Source organism: Paenarthrobacter sp. TE3676 (assembly GCF_056279165.1).
The window spans coordinates 186,828-201,974 of sequence record NZ_JBWBQU010000007.1 but is presented as its reverse complement, the minus strand read 5'-3'; the positions used below and the strand labels follow the sequence as shown (position 1 = coordinate 201,974).

Below are 15,147 nucleotides of genomic sequence, written 5' to 3'. Positions count from 1 at the left end.
TGCTGCTCCTTCGTCGCTTTGACGCACGCTTCCGGTCACCGGCCCGCGACAGACGGTCTTTGGGTTATTTACTGCTTGATCAGCGGGCTCAGCTTCGATGCACGTGCGGCTGCCCCGGTCATGCCCAGGGACTCCAACCAGTTGCCCAGCATCTGATACCCGCCTTCGGTGAGCACCGATTCCGGGTGGAACTGGACGCCGCATAGGGGCGCGGTCTTGTGCTGCAGGCCCATCACCACTCCGTTGGTGGTCTCGGCGGTGATTTCCAAGACGTCGGGGATGGAGTCCCGTACTGCTGCGAGTGAGTGGTAGCGCGTCGCTGTCACTGGCGAGGGCAGGCCGGCAAAAACGCTCTTCCCTTCGTGACGGACGGGCGAAGTCTTGCCGTGCATAAGCTCCGGCGCGTGAGTCACCACACCGCCATAGGCCTCGGCGAGGGCCTGGTGTCCCAGGCAAACACCGAACATGGGCTTGGCGGCCTCGCCACACCATTTGATGAGCTCAATGCAGACGCCCGCTTCTGCAGGGGTTCCCGGACCGGGGGAGACCAGCACACCGTCGCGGCTTGCTGCGAGCTCGGTGGCCTCGGCAAGTGTCACGTCGTCGTTGCGGACCACCGTTGTCTCGGCACCGAGTTCCTGGAGGTATCCCACCAGGGTGTAGACGAAGCTGTCGTAGTTATCCACTACAAGGATTTTTGTTGTGCTCATGGCTGCTGCACTAAACCAATCGTTGAGTCGGTCAATGTGGTGAATTGGGAGAACCACGGGAACAGGAACTCGACCATCAGTACCAGGGCTACGCCCACCAGCACCAAGGATGTCAGGATCCGCACCCACAGGGGGCCAGGCAAATGACGAAAGATCCACGCGTACATCCGTTACCCCTTTCCGTGAGCCCGGGCTACTTGGGCGGCGATTTCCGACGGCGGTCCGGCTGAGGCGGGTTGCCAACCATCCAGCATGGAGTAAGCAATGATGCGTTCCTGTGCCCCAAAGCGCGGGTTGCAACTCGTCATGGTGAGGATACTTTCCGTGGGCTGGACACCCGGTTCGGTGGGAACGGGCATCAAAACGTCCGTCCGGTCCGGGAGGACTATCTGGTTGTTACGGAAGACGTAGGTGTAGTAGCCGTCTGCGGTCTGGATGTAGATCTTGTCGCCGGGAACCAGGGTGTGGATGTTGTCCAGTACGGCACCGTGGGTTTGACGGTGTCCCGCCACAGCGAAGTTCCCGGGCGCGCCTGGCATGGAGGTGCTGCCGTAGTGTCCAAGTCCCAGGGTGTCCAGGACGTCCGAACCGGTGCCCTCAATGATGGGGCGAGTGTAGTCGGGGCCGAAGCGGGGGATGTACATAATCCCGATCATTCCGGCGTAGGCCGGTGCCGGTGCGACCACAGGCGGTCCATAATCCACAGGTGCGGCAGGTGCTGCCGGAGTTACGGGGCCGGAGAACTCCTGTGCGAAACTCTTGACCGCCTCAGTTTGCTTTGCGTCCGCTTGAACGTTGGTCCACCACAGTTCCCAACCCACAAAGAGCAGAAGAACAATGCCTGCAGTGATGAGCAGTTCGCCCAGGATCTGGCTGATTTTTCGGATGACGTCCGATGCCCGGAGACGCTTCCGCGGGCGCAGTTCCTGCCCTTGGCGGGCGGACGGCATGGCTGAAGCCGCCGTCTGCTGCTGATGCGCCACAGGGTCTCCTTGCATAGGGCGCGGGCGGCACGGGCGGACCCAGGTTGCGGCTAGACTTGACAGCTAGAACCAACCCGGAACGCCGTGTGGCCGTTAACCGCTGGAAATTTCCTTCCTGCAGGATATCAAGGCTGGCGGAACGGGGATTAACCGAACAGCCAGGAGGATCCGTGCCCGAGTCCAAGCCCCGCAAGCGGCCTGCCCGTCAGGCCCAGCAGACTTCCGCAGCGCAGCAGTACAAACCGAACCCGGTCTGGTACAAGGCTGTTATGTTCGGCCTGATGATTCTCGGCCTTATCTGGATCATCACGTTCTATATCACTGAAGGCCAGCTCCCAATCCGCGAGTGGGCCTCGTGGAACATCGTGGCAGGCTTCGGGATCGCCATCATCGGCTTCCTTATGACCACTCGCTGGCGCTCCTAGGAATTCAGCACCTCACATTTCCGTGCCCGTGAACGTCTACAGGATATGAACAGCCGGCACACCACCTTGGATTCCCCGTTGGGGCAGTTAACGCTGACTGCCCGCGGGGAATTTTTGACGGGCATCTTTTACGAAGGTCACTGGCATATGCCCCCGCCGGACTACTTCGGAGATCCCACAGGAATCGAGGACCCGGTTTTCGCGCGGGCCCAAACCGAGCTCGCCGAGTATTTGGATGGTCATCGGACAGTTTTCGACGTCCCTTTCGAAGCCTCGGGCAACCCCTTCCAGGAGAAGGTCTGGGATCGACTTAAACATATTCCCTTCGGCGAAACCGTCAGTTACGGGGAGTTGGCGTCAGAGTTGGGGGATCCTCATCTTGCCCAAGCTGTTGGGTCCGCCGTTGGACGCAACCCCATAAGCATCATCATTCCTTGTCATCGGGTGGTGGGACGCAACGGACAACTCACCGGCTACGCGGGTGGCCTTTGGAACAAGCGCTTCCTCTTGGAATTGGAAGAGCCGGCAGAAGTGCGGGAGGGCAAGCTTTTCTAATGAAGCCAGGGCAAATGGGCAACAAGAAGCCGTTCGAAGCAGTGGTCCGGGAACAAGGTGCCACCGTGCTTCGGGTGTGCCGTGCAGTTCTCGGTGTGCATGACGCCGATGACGCGTGGTCAGACACATTTCTGGCCGCCCTGCAGGCCTACCCCACCCTCCCTGCAGGGGCGAACGTTGAAGCCTGGCTGGTCACCATCGCCCATCGCAAGTGCATCGACCATGTGCGTGCCGGTACCCGCCGCGCCCTTCCGGTGGACCACCCACCCGAACAACATTCCAGCCTCGGCATTCCCGGTGACGGGCATGAGGAATTGCTCGACGCAATATCGAGCCTTCCGCCGAAGCAACGACAGGCCGTCGCTTATCACTACCTTGCCGGCCTTCCCTATAACGATGTTGCTGCCCTGTTGGGGGGCACCGCCGAGGCTGCCCGCCGTGCCGGCGCTGACGGTGTTAAATCACTCCGCTCCGCTCTTGCGGCACATCAGTCGCTGGCTCACACATCCTCGAAAGGCGATATCTGATGACCCTCGAACTCAGCCCCGATCACGCCGAGGTAGTTTCGCTCCTGCACCCCCTGGATGCAGGACTCGAACCAGCCATCGCCAGCCTCCACGCCCGGTTGGCCCGGGATGCTCAACTCACCCACACCCTGGACATCGCTTACAGGGTTGTGGACTCTCCTGTGGGGAAGCTGCTCCTGGCCGCGACAGATCGGGGAATCGTCCGCGTCGCGTACGAGCTTGAAGACCACGACTCCGTCCTGCAGCTCCTGGCCAACACTGTGAGCCCGCGGATCCTTCAGGCACCAGCCCGATTGGACGATGCCGCCCGGGAACTCGACGAGTATTTCAAAGGCACCAGGACGGAGTTCGATCTCACGCTGGATTTCCGTTCGTGCCGGGGTTTCCGCCTCAACGTCCTGCGCCACCTGCCTCGGATCCCTTACGGCAGCACAGCCAGCTATGCCCAGGTGGCCCAGGCAGCTGGCAGCCCCAACGCGGTCCGGGCAGTCGGAACCGCTTGCGCCACCAACCCTTTGCCCCTCATTGTGCCGTGCCACCGGGTAGTGAAGTCTGATGGCAGTTTCGGCGGTTACCTTGGTGGAAGCGAGGCCAAACGCGCACTGCTCCGCCTTGAGGCAGCGGCATGAGTGACGACGCTCTGTTTCCGCTGGAACTTCTGCAGCCGGAAGGGCACGACGCCGGTCCGCGCCTCGTCGCACCCGGCGCCGTCCATGTGCCTGGTTGGCTCACGCTTGAACAACAACGGTGGATCGTTGCGCGCTTTGGTGAGTGGACGCAAGGACCGGTTCCCCTGCGTGCCGCCACCCTCCCTGGCGGACACCAGATGTCGGTAAGGACTGTATGCCTTGGTTGGCACTGGCAGCCGTACCGGTACACAAGGGAAGCCACGGACGTCAACGGACGCCCCGTGCTCGATTTTCCGGACTGGATGGTGCGCTTGGGGCGGCAGGGAGTGGAAGCGGCCTACGCCTCCGGGCTTGAAGATGATGAAGCCCTGATCAAGCTGGCCAAGGATTACACACCCGATGCCGCGCTGGTGAACTTTTACGACGACGGTGCTGCCATGGGCATGCACCAGGACAAGGACGAGCGCTCCAACGAACCCGTGGTTTCGCTCAGCATCGGGGAGTCCTGCCTCTTTCGCTTTGGCAACACTCAGACACGGACCAAGCCATATACGGATGTTGAACTTCGCTCCGGAGACCTCTTCGTCTTTGGAGGACCATCACGTTTCGCGTATCACGGCATTCCCAAAGTTCTCCCCGGAACGGCACCGGATGGTTGTGGCCTCTCACAGGGACGGATCAACATCACCATGCGAGTTACGGGTATGTCCTGATGCCGCGGAGCCATCACAAGAATGTCAGAGGCACCGGGCACACTAGCCCTGAAGCTGAATTACCGTCCCACCGCCTTGGCGGTGCGGCTGCAGAGGAGCATGCATGAGCCCGGATAACGGCACCATCGTTGGTCAGGATGGGCTGGCGCGCCCCCTATGGGCCTCCTCGGATCCCCTCCTGCAGGCGTACTACGACCACGAGTGGGGAATGCCCGTCCGCGATGAGCAGGGCATGTATGAGCGCATCAGCCTCGAAGCCTTCCAAGCCGGTCTCTCCTGGGCCACCATTCTTCGGAAACGGGACGCTTTCAGGAAGGCCTTCCTGCACTTCCATCCGGAAAGTGTCGCCGCCTTCACCGAGACTGACGTGGAGCGCCTCATGCTTGACGCCGGGATTGTGCGCAACAGGCTAAAGATCAATGCCGCGATCACCAACGCCAAGGCCACCATTGCCCTGCGCGAAGAGGGGGGCCTGGTCGAATTCGTGTGGTCGTTCCAACCCGAGAGTACGCCGGCTCCCAGCTCCATGGCGGACATCCCCACCACATCCCCTGAATCGATCGCGTTATCCAAGGCACTCAGAAAGAAGGGCTTCGCTTTCGTGGGCCCAACCACCATGTATGCGCTCATGGAAGCCGTGGGCATCATCGACACTCATTTGGTGGATAGCCACCGTCGCGGCACCTCAGGAGTTTGGGCCTGAGCCTCCGCCTGCCTCCGAGGTGAACGTCTTGAGCTAGTCCACAGCTCTTGTCCACAGAAGTGCGAAACTTTATCCACAGGCGTGGATAACTTCTGTGGACATCCACGCACCTAAGGGATAAATCAGCGCCAACCCGCCAATCCGGGCCAAAAGCCTGAACGGTCATACTTTTACCCACTGTGCACGACGCTGTGGATAGTGCCCCAATCTTCACCCAGAGTTCAACGATCAGGGATTGCCCGATTTGCCGCGGATAGTTTGAGCGAGCGTTGAACCTGCCCCACCCGGGTCGGGAACTCCACAGTCCGAGCGTAGACGTTGAATAACTTACCCACTTAACAACAGCCCCGTACCCACAAGTTATCCACAGATGGGGATAAGGAGTGGGTATCCACTCTTGGATCGCTGGTTTGCCGGGCTTTAGAGCCCTTTCTGCAGTCTGAACTACAGCTGTGTAAGTTATTAACACTGTTGATAAGCCTGTTGATATTCGCCTCCCCACGAGCTCATTAACAGGTTTATCCACAGCCGTCACGAAAATGCCCAGTTTGTCCACATATCTTCACCCAACGGGGACAAAGTTATCCACAGGTGTGGAGAAATGCATGCCTTTCGGGGGATATCTACCGCTCTGGCGAGCGTGCGGACGATTAAAGGGGGTAACTACACTCATGTAAGTTACGCACAGTGTGGATAACAGCTGTGGATAACTGCTGGGAGTACCGTGAAGCCATGAAGAGCGACTTCAAGAAGCAGATCCCCAGCTACACGGCCAAGCACGGCCAGTTCTCGGTAGTCACAGTGCCCACATTGCAGTTTTTGATGATCGACGGTCACGGGGACCCCAACACGGCACAGTCTTATAGGGACAGCCTGGCTACGCTGTATCCCGTTGCCTACAAGCTCAAGTTCTTCAGCAAGAGTGAACTCGGTCGGGACTACACGGTGATGCCACTCGAGGCTCTGTGGTGGTCGGATGACATGGAGTCATTCACCAGTGCCAGGGATAAGTCACGCTGGGAGTGGACGCTGATGAACATGGTCCCCGACTGGATCACCCAGGAGCACCTGGACATGGCGCTGGAGCTGGTCGCCAAGAAGGGTGAGGCTCCGCTTCTGAACGCGCTTCGTCTGGAGCCGGTCCATGAAGGATTGAGCGTGCAAACGCTTCACATAGGCCCTTACGACGATGAGGGACCAGTGCTGGAGGAGATGCATAACAAATTCATACCCGAGAAATCGCTGACTATGATCGGCAGGCACCATGAAATCTACCTCGGCGATCCTCGCCGTACCGCACCGGAGAAACTTAGGACCATCCTGCGACAACCGGTCAAAGAATGACGGAAAAGGGCTCGCTAGCCAGCGGTGACGCGGAACCAGGTGGCCACGGCCAAGAAGCCTGCCACCAGAACCAGCCCGCCGGTCTGCAGCAGCGCCTGGTTCTTGCCACGAGGGGCGTAGGCAATGGCGGCGGCTGCGAGGCCGCCGGTGATCAGTCCGCCCAGGTGTGCTTGCCAGGCGATGCTGGGCACGAAGAAGCCGATGGCGCCATTAATGGCGATCAAGACCCACAGTTGCTTGGTCTCTCCACCTCGATGGCGCTGCACAACAAGCATGGCACCGAACAGGCCGAAGATGGCCCCGGAAGCACCAACGACCCCCACAAGGGGCCTGTCCGGAGTCAGCAACAGGAAGCCCACTGAGCCACCAATTGCGGAAATCAAGTAGACAGCCAGGAACCGGATCCGCCCGAGCAAAGGCTCAAGGGCTTGTCCGAAGATCCACAGCGTGTACATGTTCAGGACTATATGAAGCAAGAAGCCTTGGGAATGCAGGAACGCTGCCGTGACCATGCGCCAGGGCTCACTGACTGCAAAGATGTTGGCGAACGCGAAGTTTTCGAAGACCGCGTCGCCGGGCACCATCCACTGAAGGACATAAACCAGGGCGCATAGGCCAATGATCACGTACGTCACCAAAGGCCGGCCCACTGCCAAGGCTCCGCCATACGGGGAGCGGTATGTCGGCGTCGTACGTTTTTGTTCGCTGACGCAGTCAACGCATTGGAATCCGACGGCGGCCGCCCGCTGGCACTCGGGGCACGCAGGGCGCCCGCAGCGCTGGCACCGCACATAGGAGGGCCTGTCCGGGTGCCTGGGGCACACCGGAATATCAGCGGACGGCTCTGCCGACGGAATTCCGTAACTCATGGGCTCTGGTTCAGCGTGCGACTAGAGCTGTTCGATGTCGATGCTGTTGATGACAACGTCCTCAACTGGTCGGTCACCCATGCCGGTGCGGACGGACTCGATTGCATCCACAACCTTGCGGGATTCCTCATCCGAGACTTCGCCGAAGATGCTGTGCTTGCCGAACAGCCAGTCGGTGTTCACGGTGGTGATGAAGAACTGTGACCCGTTGGTGCCCTTGCCCATCTGAATGCCTGCGTTGGCCATAGCAAGCTTGTACGGAGCGTTGAAGGTCAGTTCAGGGTGGATTTCGTCGTCGAACTGGTAGCCCGGGCCACCCACGCCGCGTCCAAGGGGATCGCCGGCCTGAATCATGAAGTCCTTGATGATCCGGTGGAAAATGGTGCCGTTGTAAAGGGGCGTACCGGTCTTGTCCTCGCCGGTTTCCGGGTGGTTCCAGGACTTTTCGCCCGTGGCCAGGCCAACGAAGTTGGCGACCGTCTTGGGGGCGTGGTTGCCGAAGAGGTCAACCTTGATGTCGCCGAGGCTCGTGTGGATCGTTGCTTTTGCGGTTGCGATGGTCATGGGAACATTCTTCCATGCAGGGTCAACGCCCGTCGGGCTGTAAAGCCGGTTCCGCGCTCGGTGAAATCCGGGACGAACTCGAACAGATGAATAGCCGGTGTTCCACAAGCGACGTAGGCTAGCAACAAACGAGCATGTGTATCGGGAGGTAGTTGTGAAGAAATCAGACCGTATTGCCCGCGAACTCGAACAATCAGTCACGGCCGGTGTGGATAACGCCCGCGACTGGGCTGCACCGCGTGTGGAAGCAGCCGTCAATTGGGCTGTTCCGCGTATCCAGCACGGCATTGACACCGCTTCCCCCAAGATCCAAGAGGGGCTGAAGTCCGCTGCGCACAACCTCGCCGACGGCGTTGCAGTTGTTACGCCGCGGATCCAGGACGGGTTGGCGCACCTCGCGCCGAAGATCCATGACGTAGTTGAAGATGCGACACCCAGGATTCAGGAGACGCTCAACAAGGCCACCCCTGCTCTTGGTCATGCAAGGGACAAAGTGGTGGTGGAATATTTGCCCAAGCTCTCGGAGCAGTTGGGCCAAGCTTCCGTAGCTGTCCATCACGTTCTCGAGAACGCTCCCGCACAGGTTGACGCTGTGGCGCAGAAGCTGGTTGATTCCGGTGTTGTCCACAGCGTCCAGGAGCAGGCTCAGGCCACCGGCAAGCAGATCAAGGCAGTTACTGACCAGGCCAGCAAGGCGGTTTCCACCGCGCTAGCCAAGGAACAGCCCAAGCCCAAGAAGCGCGGATGGTTGATCGTCACGGTCATTGCTGCCGCGGCGGCCGCAGGCGTTGCTGCTTGGAAGGCTTCCAAGCCGGTTGAGGATCCGTGGAAGACGCCTTCACCGGTCACACCCACGCCCGCTCCTGTTCCTGCAACGAGCACCACCCCGGCCCCGGCCGATGCCTCTGCGTCGGTCACAGCCACAGTTGCTGAGCCCAAGGCTTCGGACATCACGCCGGAGGAAGCCAAAGCTGAAGTAGAGCAGGCAACCAAGGACGCTTTCAAGAACGTTGAGGATTCCACCGACAAGGTGGCAACCGATGCCAAGACTGCCGTCAAGAACATTGCGGCCAGCCTCCATAAGGACACTGATGGCAAGGACTCCGACGCCAAAGGTGCACAACACTAAAACCTGACCTACAGCCTCACACAGGGGCTTGCAAGTCAATCATCTGAAGGGATCCGGGCAGTTGCCGGGGTCCCTTCAGTGTTTGCCGGCTCGTAACCAAAGCCTCCATCGGACCTACCGCCCCGGGTGTTAGATTTGAGGTGATGTCAGCCGATAGACCCCTTGCGGGTGCCCTCCAGGATGTCCCGGAACCTCCGGGAGTGTCCATCGTCATCCCGGCGTATAACGAGGAAAGCGTCATTCGCCAGTGCCTCATCGCGGCCATCTACCAGTCAGTTCCAGCCGAAGAGATCATCGTGGTGGATAACCTCTCCACGGATCGCACGGCCAGGATCGTGCGCCAGATGCAGCAGGAATATCCCGAGAGCCCCATCATCCTCCTGCGGCAGGGAGACACCCAAGGCTTGATCCCGACACGTAACCATGGCCTGAACAACGCCACAGGTGACGTGGTGGGCCGCATCGACGCTGACTCCGTTCTTGAACCGGACTGGGTGGAACAGGTCCAGAAGGCTTTCATTGACCCGTCCGTCGCGGCAGCCACGGGGCCGGTGGTCTACTACGACATGCCCATGCGCCGTTTCGGGCTAAAAGCCGACGACAAGATGCGGCAGCTCATGCTCCGCTTGGCCAAACACCAATACCACTTCCTCTTTGGCTCCAACATGGCACTACGCCGCACCGCATGGGAAACCATCCGTGATGAGGCCTGTCTGGACCCCAAGGACGAGATGCACGAGGACATCGATCTTTCGCTGCACTTGTTCGAGCACGACCTCAAAGTGCAGTACCTTCCGCAGATGGTGTCCGGCATGTCTGCCCGGCGGCTTGAGGACTCGCCGCGGGACTACCGCTACTACGTCCAGCGTTTTGATCGGACGTACAAGGCCCACAACGTCAAGAAGATGGCTCTGAAGGCGCCTATGGTGGTGTTCTTCTCCGTGTACTTCCCAGCCAAGTTACTGCGTGCCATCCACACGGCCAACTCTGCGCAAGGGGCACGCCGCGGCGGTGCCTAAACGCCCGACGCCGGTACCTCAGTCTGTGCCAAGCCCGGCTAGGCGCTGGTCCGGTTCCGGCCGCCCCCGCCGCTGACCGGCAACCACTACGGCCAGTCCCACCAGGATCAGCGACAAACCCGCATACGTGCCGGCCGGCAGGGTCTCGTTCAGGAAGACGGCTGCCAGGAAGGCAGCACCTGGAATCTCCAACAGGATGATCATGGACACCAGTAACGGGCTCATGGTGGCCAGCAGGTGGTTGAACGCCGTGTGCCCCACCAGCTGCGCACATACGGTGATGGCAATAATGCCAAGCCAACCGCCGGCGTCGAATCCTGTGAGCGGCTGAGCGCTGAACAAAGCCAGCACGGCTACTATCCCCGCGCACATTCCGTAGCACAGGGTGGTGTACGTTCCCGTACCCATGGACTGGCGCGCCTTGCCGCCCGCCAGCGTGTAGAGACCGGCCAAGGCGCCGCCAGCGAGTGCCAGGAGGTCGCCCAGCAGCGCTTCCGGGGATGAACCCATGTCGAAGCCGGTAATGGCCACAACACCGCCGAAAGCGATGCCCAAGCCCACGAGGACCGGCCACCTGTGCCGCGTACCCCGGAACAACTGGAAAACGGCGATCCACCCCGACTGCAGGCACACCAACGCGGTGGCGGCGGCAACGGACGTCAACTGCAGCGCGGTAATGAAGCACGCAAAGTGGAACGCAAGAGCCACGGCCGCTACAGCCGACCAGCCGAATTCACGCCGCGTGATCTTCCCGAATGCTTTCGGCTCCCGGATGACAACCGGGCCCGCCATCACCACGGCACCGATAGCGTTGCGCCAGAACGCGATGGCCAAGGCTGTCACTGAAGTGGCACCGAGCGTGCCCGCTATGAGTGGTCCGGAGGACGCCACGCCAAGGACACCGAGCGCAGCAATGAGAAGGTTCACGGATCTACCCTAGTGCGGCGGGGAGGCTCGGCAGTTCCGGGAAGTCAGTGCATTTCCTGTTGGTGTATGACACTCATATGGGTACGGCGCTTAAATGCAAAGGTCCCGGTCATTTCTGACCGGGACCTTTCTTATGGTGGAGGCACGGGGACTCGAACCCCGAACCCCCTGCTTGCAAAGCAGGTGCGCTACCAATTGCGCCATGCCCCCATAAGAAGCAACCCGTCAATCATACCCCATGTCCGGACTGGTATTTACCAATCCGTAGCGGGCTCCTCGGCTAGTCCACCGTATCGGTCGACTTGCTCCAGACATCCTTCCGGGCTTCGGATTCCTGCGCCTTTTTATAGACCAGGACACCTGCGATTGCCGCTGCCACTACTACCAGCAACTTCTTCACAAGCACCTCATTCCGGTTCAGTTTTACCTGAACCTCTTTCGGTTCCGTGGGCGTACCAGGACTTGAACCTGGGACCTCTTCGTTATCAGCGAAGCGCTCTAACCGCCTGAGCTATACGCCCCGATGCCTCATCGGGCCGAGATATGACTGTACAGCACATCCCGGCCCGATCTCAAATCGAGGCATTTCCCCGGTTGATTTCCGCCATTTTCGGCGTATTTCCGGAGATTTTCGTTAGTCGTCGGTCAGGGTGACGCCAACGCCACCAACCAACGTTGCGGAAATGTTATACAGCACGGCCGAAAGCATGGACAGTGCAGTCAACAGGACCACGTTCACCACGGCGATGATGGTGGCAAACGATGCCACCTGGCCAAGCGAAGCAATCTTCTTCAGTTCGAACCCACTGCCTTCGGAGCCTGCCAAAGTGCCAAGAAGGCTATCCACCTGATTGAAGATGCCTGTGAGATCCAGCACAGTCCAGAGGACGATCGCTGCCACGACGGTAACGATGCCCAACGCAACTGACAGCAGGAATGCCATCTTCAGCACCGACCAGGGGTCAACCTTGCTGACAAGGAGGCGCGCGCGGCGGACCTTTGCCTTCGGGGCCGGCTTCACAAGTCCGGGACCACCCTGGGCAGGGCGCTGGGCAGGCGTGCCTGCAGGGCGCTGGCCGGGCGCATTGGCGGGACGCTGAGCCCCGGTGGCGGGACGCTGGCCGGAAGCATTGGGAGCACCGCTAGGCCGCTGGGTGGAGTTGGTGCCGCCTGCGGGACGTGCTCCGGCTGCGCCGGCGCCGGAAGAACCGGTTCCGGGACGCTGCTGGGGCCGTGCAGGTGTTCCTGCCTGTGCGCTGCCCGAGGGCTGCCGGAGTCCGCCGGGGACACCTGTGCTCGGCTTGGGATATGAGTCGGAATTACTCACTCGTTACCTCCGGTATTGTCTTCGTTCAGCTCCGCGCCCGTTTCGATTTCCGGGTCTGCGTCGTTTTCCGTTTCGTCCGTCACGGTCGCCTCGGAGGCGCCGTCGTTTGCAGCCAACGTTACGTCATCGTCGAGTCCGTCCTCTGACTCTTCTACTTCCAAGCCGCGTTCGCTGTTGCGCGCAACCTCGATAATGCGATCATTCTTGTCCGGCTTGGCAAAGATGACGCCCATGGTGTCACGGCCCTTGGCGGGGACGCCGGTCACGGCCGAGCGCACCACCTTGCCACCCTCCATGACCACCAGGACCTCGTCCTCTTCCTGCACGATCAGTGCGCCAACGAGGTCACCGCGGTCTTCAGCAAGCTTGGCCACTTTGATGCCCAAGCCACCACGGCCCTGCAGACGGTATTCGTCCACTGCGGTCCGCTTGGCGTAGCCGCCCTCGGTCACGATGAATACGAAGGATCCGTCCTGGACTACGTCTGCGGCGAGCAGTTCGTCGTCTTCACGGAACTTCATACCGGTCACACCGGACGTGGCGCGGCCCATGGGACGCAGAGCATCATCGGTGGCCGTGAAGCGGATGGACTGGCCCTTGCGTGACACCAGGAGCAGGTCATCGGTTTCGCTGACCAGCTGGGCCGAGACAAGTTCGTCCTCATCGCGCAGGTTAATGGCGATGACGCCGGCCGTACGGTTGGTGTCATAGTCCTCCAACCGTGTCTTCTTGACCAAACCGTTCTTGGTGGCCAGCACCAGGTAAGGAGCCTGCTGGTAGTCCCGCAGGTCAAGGACCTGGGCGATATGCTCATCCGGCTGGAACGCCAGCAAGTTGGCAACGTGCTGGCCCTTGGCATCGCGGCCGGCTTCTGCCAGTTCGTAAGCCTTTGCCCGGTACACGCGTCCAAGGTTGGTAAAGAACAGCAACCAGTGGTGCGTGGTGGTAACGAAGAAGTGCTCCACAACGTCGTCGCCACGCAACTGTGCACCCTTGATGCCCTTGCCGCCACGCTGCTGCGAACGGTAGTTGTCGCTGCGGGTGCGCTTTACGTAGCCGCCACGGGTGATGGTGACAACCATCTCCTCTTCGGGGATCAAGTCCTCCATGGACATGTCGCCGTCGAAACCCATCAGGATGTGGGTGCGGCGGTCGTCGCCGTGCTTGGCCACAATCTCTGCGAGTTCTTCACTGATGATCTGGCGCTGCCGCTCCTCGGAAGCAAGGATCGAGTTGTATTCCTCGATCATCGACTCGAGCTCGGAGTGGCGATCCTGGATCTTCTGGCGTTCCAGTGCGGCTAGACGACGCAGCTGCATGTCCAGGATGGCGCGGGCCTGGAGTTCGTCGATCTCCAAGAGTTCCATGAGGCCTTCACGGGCAGCCTCTGTGGTGTTGGACGCGCGGATGAGGGCAATGACCTCGTCCAGCATGTCCAGTGCCTTGAGGAGTGCGCGCAGGATGTGCGCCTCTTCCTCGGCCTTGCGCAGGCGGTAGCGGGTGCGGCGTGCAATGACGTCCATCTGGTGCGCAACCCAGTGCCGGATGAAGGCGTCAAGGCTCAAGGTGCGCGGAACGCCGTCGACAATTGCCAGCATGTTCGCCGAGAAGTTGTCCTGCAACTGCGTGTGCTTATAGAGGTTGTTGAGTACAACCTTGGCCACGGCATCGCGCTTGAGCACAATCACCAGGCGCTGGCCGGTACGGCCGGAGGTTTCATCGCGAAGGTCAGCAATGCCTGAAATCTTGCCGTCCTTGACCAGTTCGGCAATCTTGATGGCCAGGTTGTCCGGGTTGGCCTGGTACGGGAGCTCGGTTACCACCAGGCACGTGCGGCCTTGGAGTTCCTCCACGTTGACCACGGCCCGCATGGTGATGGAGCCTCGGCCGGTTCGGTACGCGTCTTCGATGCCCTTGTGGCCAAGAATGGTGGCGCCCGTGGGGAAGTCGGGGCCCTTTATCCGCAGCAGCAGTGCTTCGAGGAGCTCTTCGCGCGTGGCGGTGGGGTTATCAAGCGCCCACTGCACGCCTTCGGCAACCTCGCGAAGGTTATGCGGCGGAATGTTGGTGGCCATACCGACGGCGATACCTGAGGAGCCGTTGACCAACAGGTTGGGGAAACGCGCCGGCAGGATGGTTGGTTCCTGGTTCTTGCCGTCGTAGTTGTCCTGGAAGTCGACGGTTTCCTCGTCGATGTCGCGGACCATTTCCATCGCCAGCTGCGCCATCTTGGTTTCGGTGTAACGCGGTGCAGCAGCACCGTCGTTGCCGGGCGAACCAAAGTTGCCTTGGCCGAGTGCCAGCGGGTAGCGCATGGTCCAGTCCTGGATCAAGCGGACCAGGGCATCGTAGATCGCCATGTCGCCGTGCGGGTGGTACGTACCCATAACGTCGCCCACAACGCGGGCGCACTTGTTGAAAGAGCGGTCGGGGCGGTATCCGCCGTCGAACATTGCGTACAGTACGCGGCGGTGCACCGGCTTAAGGCCGTCACGGACATCCGGGAGGGCGCGGCCGACGATAACGGCCATGGCGTAGTCCAAGTAGGACCGCTGCATTTCCGTCTGCAGGTCCACCTGTTCCACGCGGTCGGTCAGCACATCGCCCTCGAGGATGACGTCGTCAGCGTTGGATTCCGCCGGGACTTCGGGAGTTTCGTCACTCATAATCTAAGTTTTCCGTTTCAGGTATATGTCAGTTCTGGAATATTCAGTTGCCCTTGT

At 60.5% G+C, this 15,147-nt stretch carries 18 protein-coding genes and 2 tRNA genes; 9 read left to right on the top strand and 11 right to left on the bottom strand.

Annotated features, from left to right (window positions below; genetic code table 11):
• Positions 1 to 68: 68 nt before the first annotated feature.
• The 3 genes from ACZ881_RS17475 to ACZ881_RS17465 are packed head-to-tail and all read right to left on the bottom strand — an operon-like array spanning position 69 to position 1,708.
• Positions 69 to 710, bottom strand: a complete 642-nt coding sequence (locus tag ACZ881_RS17475; protein WP_054808446.1) for an aminodeoxychorismate/anthranilate synthase component II — start codon at positions 708 to 710, stop codon at positions 69 to 71.
• Positions 707 to 877, bottom strand: coding sequence for a hypothetical protein (locus ACZ881_RS17470; RefSeq protein WP_178994679.1), 171 nt, complete (start codon positions 875 to 877; stop codon positions 707 to 709). Before ACZ881_RS17470 ends, ACZ881_RS17475 begins: the two co-directional genes overlap by 4 nt.
• 3 nt (positions 878 to 880) lie before the next feature.
• Positions 881 to 1,708, bottom strand: coding sequence for a class E sortase (locus tag ACZ881_RS17465; RefSeq protein ID WP_091464303.1), 828 nt, complete (start codon positions 1,706 to 1,708; stop codon positions 881 to 883).
• Between the two features lie 155 nt (positions 1,709 to 1,863).
• Here ACZ881_RS17465 and ACZ881_RS17460 point away from each other — a divergent pair, with 155 nt between their 5' ends.
• The 7 genes from ACZ881_RS17460 to ACZ881_RS17430 all read left to right on the top strand — a co-directional run bounded on the left by ACZ881_RS17460 (position 1,864) and on the right by ACZ881_RS17430 (position 6,589).
• Positions 1,864 to 2,118 carry a cell division protein CrgA gene (locus tag ACZ881_RS17460; RefSeq protein ID WP_017199768.1) on the top strand — a complete coding sequence of 85 codons (255 nt, stop codon included), beginning with the start codon at positions 1,864 to 1,866 and terminating at the stop codon, positions 2,116 to 2,118.
• 45 nt (positions 2,119 to 2,163) lie between these two features.
• Entirely contained in the window at positions 2,164 to 2,673 is a 510-nt protein-coding gene (locus ACZ881_RS17455) for a methylated-DNA--[protein]-cysteine S-methyltransferase (protein WP_476117323.1), read from the top strand.
• Positions 2,673 to 3,200: an RNA polymerase sigma factor gene (locus ACZ881_RS17450; RefSeq protein ID WP_091464299.1), complete on the top strand. Its 528-nt coding sequence runs from the start codon at positions 2,673 to 2,675 to the stop codon at positions 3,198 to 3,200. Before ACZ881_RS17455 ends, ACZ881_RS17450 begins: the two co-directional genes overlap by 1 nt.
• Positions 3,200 to 3,829, top strand: a complete 630-nt coding sequence (locus ACZ881_RS17445) for a methylated-DNA--[protein]-cysteine S-methyltransferase (protein ID WP_476117321.1) — start codon at positions 3,200 to 3,202, stop codon at positions 3,827 to 3,829. The genes ACZ881_RS17450 and ACZ881_RS17445 overlap by 1 nt, the downstream gene beginning before the upstream one ends.
• On the top strand, positions 3,826 to 4,542 hold the full coding sequence (locus ACZ881_RS17440) for an alpha-ketoglutarate-dependent dioxygenase AlkB family protein (protein ID WP_476117319.1): 717 nt from the start codon (positions 3,826 to 3,828) through the stop codon (positions 4,540 to 4,542). Before ACZ881_RS17445 ends, ACZ881_RS17440 begins: the two co-directional genes overlap by 4 nt.
• 103 nt (positions 4,543 to 4,645) lie before the next feature.
• Entirely contained in the window at positions 4,646 to 5,245 is a 600-nt protein-coding gene (locus tag ACZ881_RS17435) for a DNA-3-methyladenine glycosylase I (protein ID WP_476117317.1), read from the top strand.
• A 732-nt stretch (positions 5,246 to 5,977) separates the two neighbouring features.
• The gene (locus ACZ881_RS17430; RefSeq protein WP_476117315.1) at positions 5,978 to 6,589 is read left to right on the top strand and encodes a GyrI-like domain-containing protein; all 612 of its coding nucleotides are present in this window, start codon (positions 5,978 to 5,980) and stop codon (positions 6,587 to 6,589) included.
• 14 nt (positions 6,590 to 6,603) lie between these two features.
• Here the strand turns inward: ACZ881_RS17430 and ACZ881_RS17425 are convergent, their stop codons facing one another.
• Both ACZ881_RS17425 and ACZ881_RS17420 read right to left on the bottom strand, forming a co-directional pair.
• A complete protein-coding gene (locus ACZ881_RS17425; protein WP_476117313.1) occupies positions 6,604 to 7,458 on the bottom strand; it encodes a rhomboid family intramembrane serine protease in 855 nt (284 codons plus the stop codon).
• Between the two features lie 21 nt (positions 7,459 to 7,479).
• Positions 7,480 to 8,022 carry a peptidylprolyl isomerase gene (locus ACZ881_RS17420; RefSeq protein ID WP_017199760.1) on the bottom strand — a complete coding sequence of 181 codons (543 nt, stop codon included), beginning with the start codon at positions 8,020 to 8,022 and terminating at the stop codon, positions 7,480 to 7,482.
• Between the two features lie 154 nt (positions 8,023 to 8,176).
• Between ACZ881_RS17420 and ACZ881_RS17415 the strand changes: the two genes are divergently transcribed.
• Positions 8,177 to 9,151 (top strand): hypothetical protein, encoded by a 975-nt coding sequence (locus ACZ881_RS17415; RefSeq protein ID WP_476117310.1) that lies wholly within the window; start codon positions 8,177 to 8,179, stop codon positions 9,149 to 9,151.
• 143 nt (positions 9,152 to 9,294) lie between these two features.
• Positions 9,295 to 10,170 carry a glycosyltransferase family 2 protein gene (locus tag ACZ881_RS17410; RefSeq protein WP_091464282.1) on the top strand — a complete coding sequence of 292 codons (876 nt, stop codon included), beginning with the start codon at positions 9,295 to 9,297 and terminating at the stop codon, positions 10,168 to 10,170.
• An 18-nt stretch (positions 10,171 to 10,188) separates the two neighbouring features.
• On the opposite strand, the gene ACZ881_RS17405 is transcribed toward ACZ881_RS17410, so the two are convergent.
• The 6 genes from ACZ881_RS17405 to gyrA form a co-directional block, all read right to left on the bottom strand.
• A complete protein-coding gene (locus ACZ881_RS17405; protein WP_091464279.1) occupies positions 10,189 to 11,097 on the bottom strand; it encodes a DMT family transporter in 909 nt (302 codons plus the stop codon).
• A 134-nt stretch (positions 11,098 to 11,231) separates the two neighbouring features.
• Positions 11,232 to 11,307: transfer RNA gene (locus tag ACZ881_RS17400), tRNA-Ala, on the bottom strand.
• Between the two features lie 70 nt (positions 11,308 to 11,377).
• The gene (locus ACZ881_RS17395; protein WP_217639245.1) at positions 11,378 to 11,497 is read right to left on the bottom strand and encodes a DLW-39 family protein; all 120 of its coding nucleotides are present in this window, start codon (positions 11,495 to 11,497) and stop codon (positions 11,378 to 11,380) included.
• Between the two features lie 47 nt (positions 11,498 to 11,544).
• Positions 11,545 to 11,618 (bottom strand) — tRNA-Ile (locus ACZ881_RS17390).
• A 113-nt stretch (positions 11,619 to 11,731) separates the two neighbouring features.
• Entirely contained in the window at positions 11,732 to 12,424 is a 693-nt protein-coding gene (locus ACZ881_RS17385) for a DUF3566 domain-containing protein (protein ID WP_179018021.1), read from the bottom strand.
• On the bottom strand, positions 12,421 to 15,090 hold the full coding sequence (gene gyrA, locus ACZ881_RS17380) for a DNA gyrase subunit A (RefSeq protein WP_139025118.1): 2,670 nt from the start codon (positions 15,088 to 15,090) through the stop codon (positions 12,421 to 12,423). The genes ACZ881_RS17385 and gyrA overlap by 4 nt, the downstream gene beginning before the upstream one ends.
• Between the last annotated feature and the right edge of the window lie 57 nt (positions 15,091 to 15,147).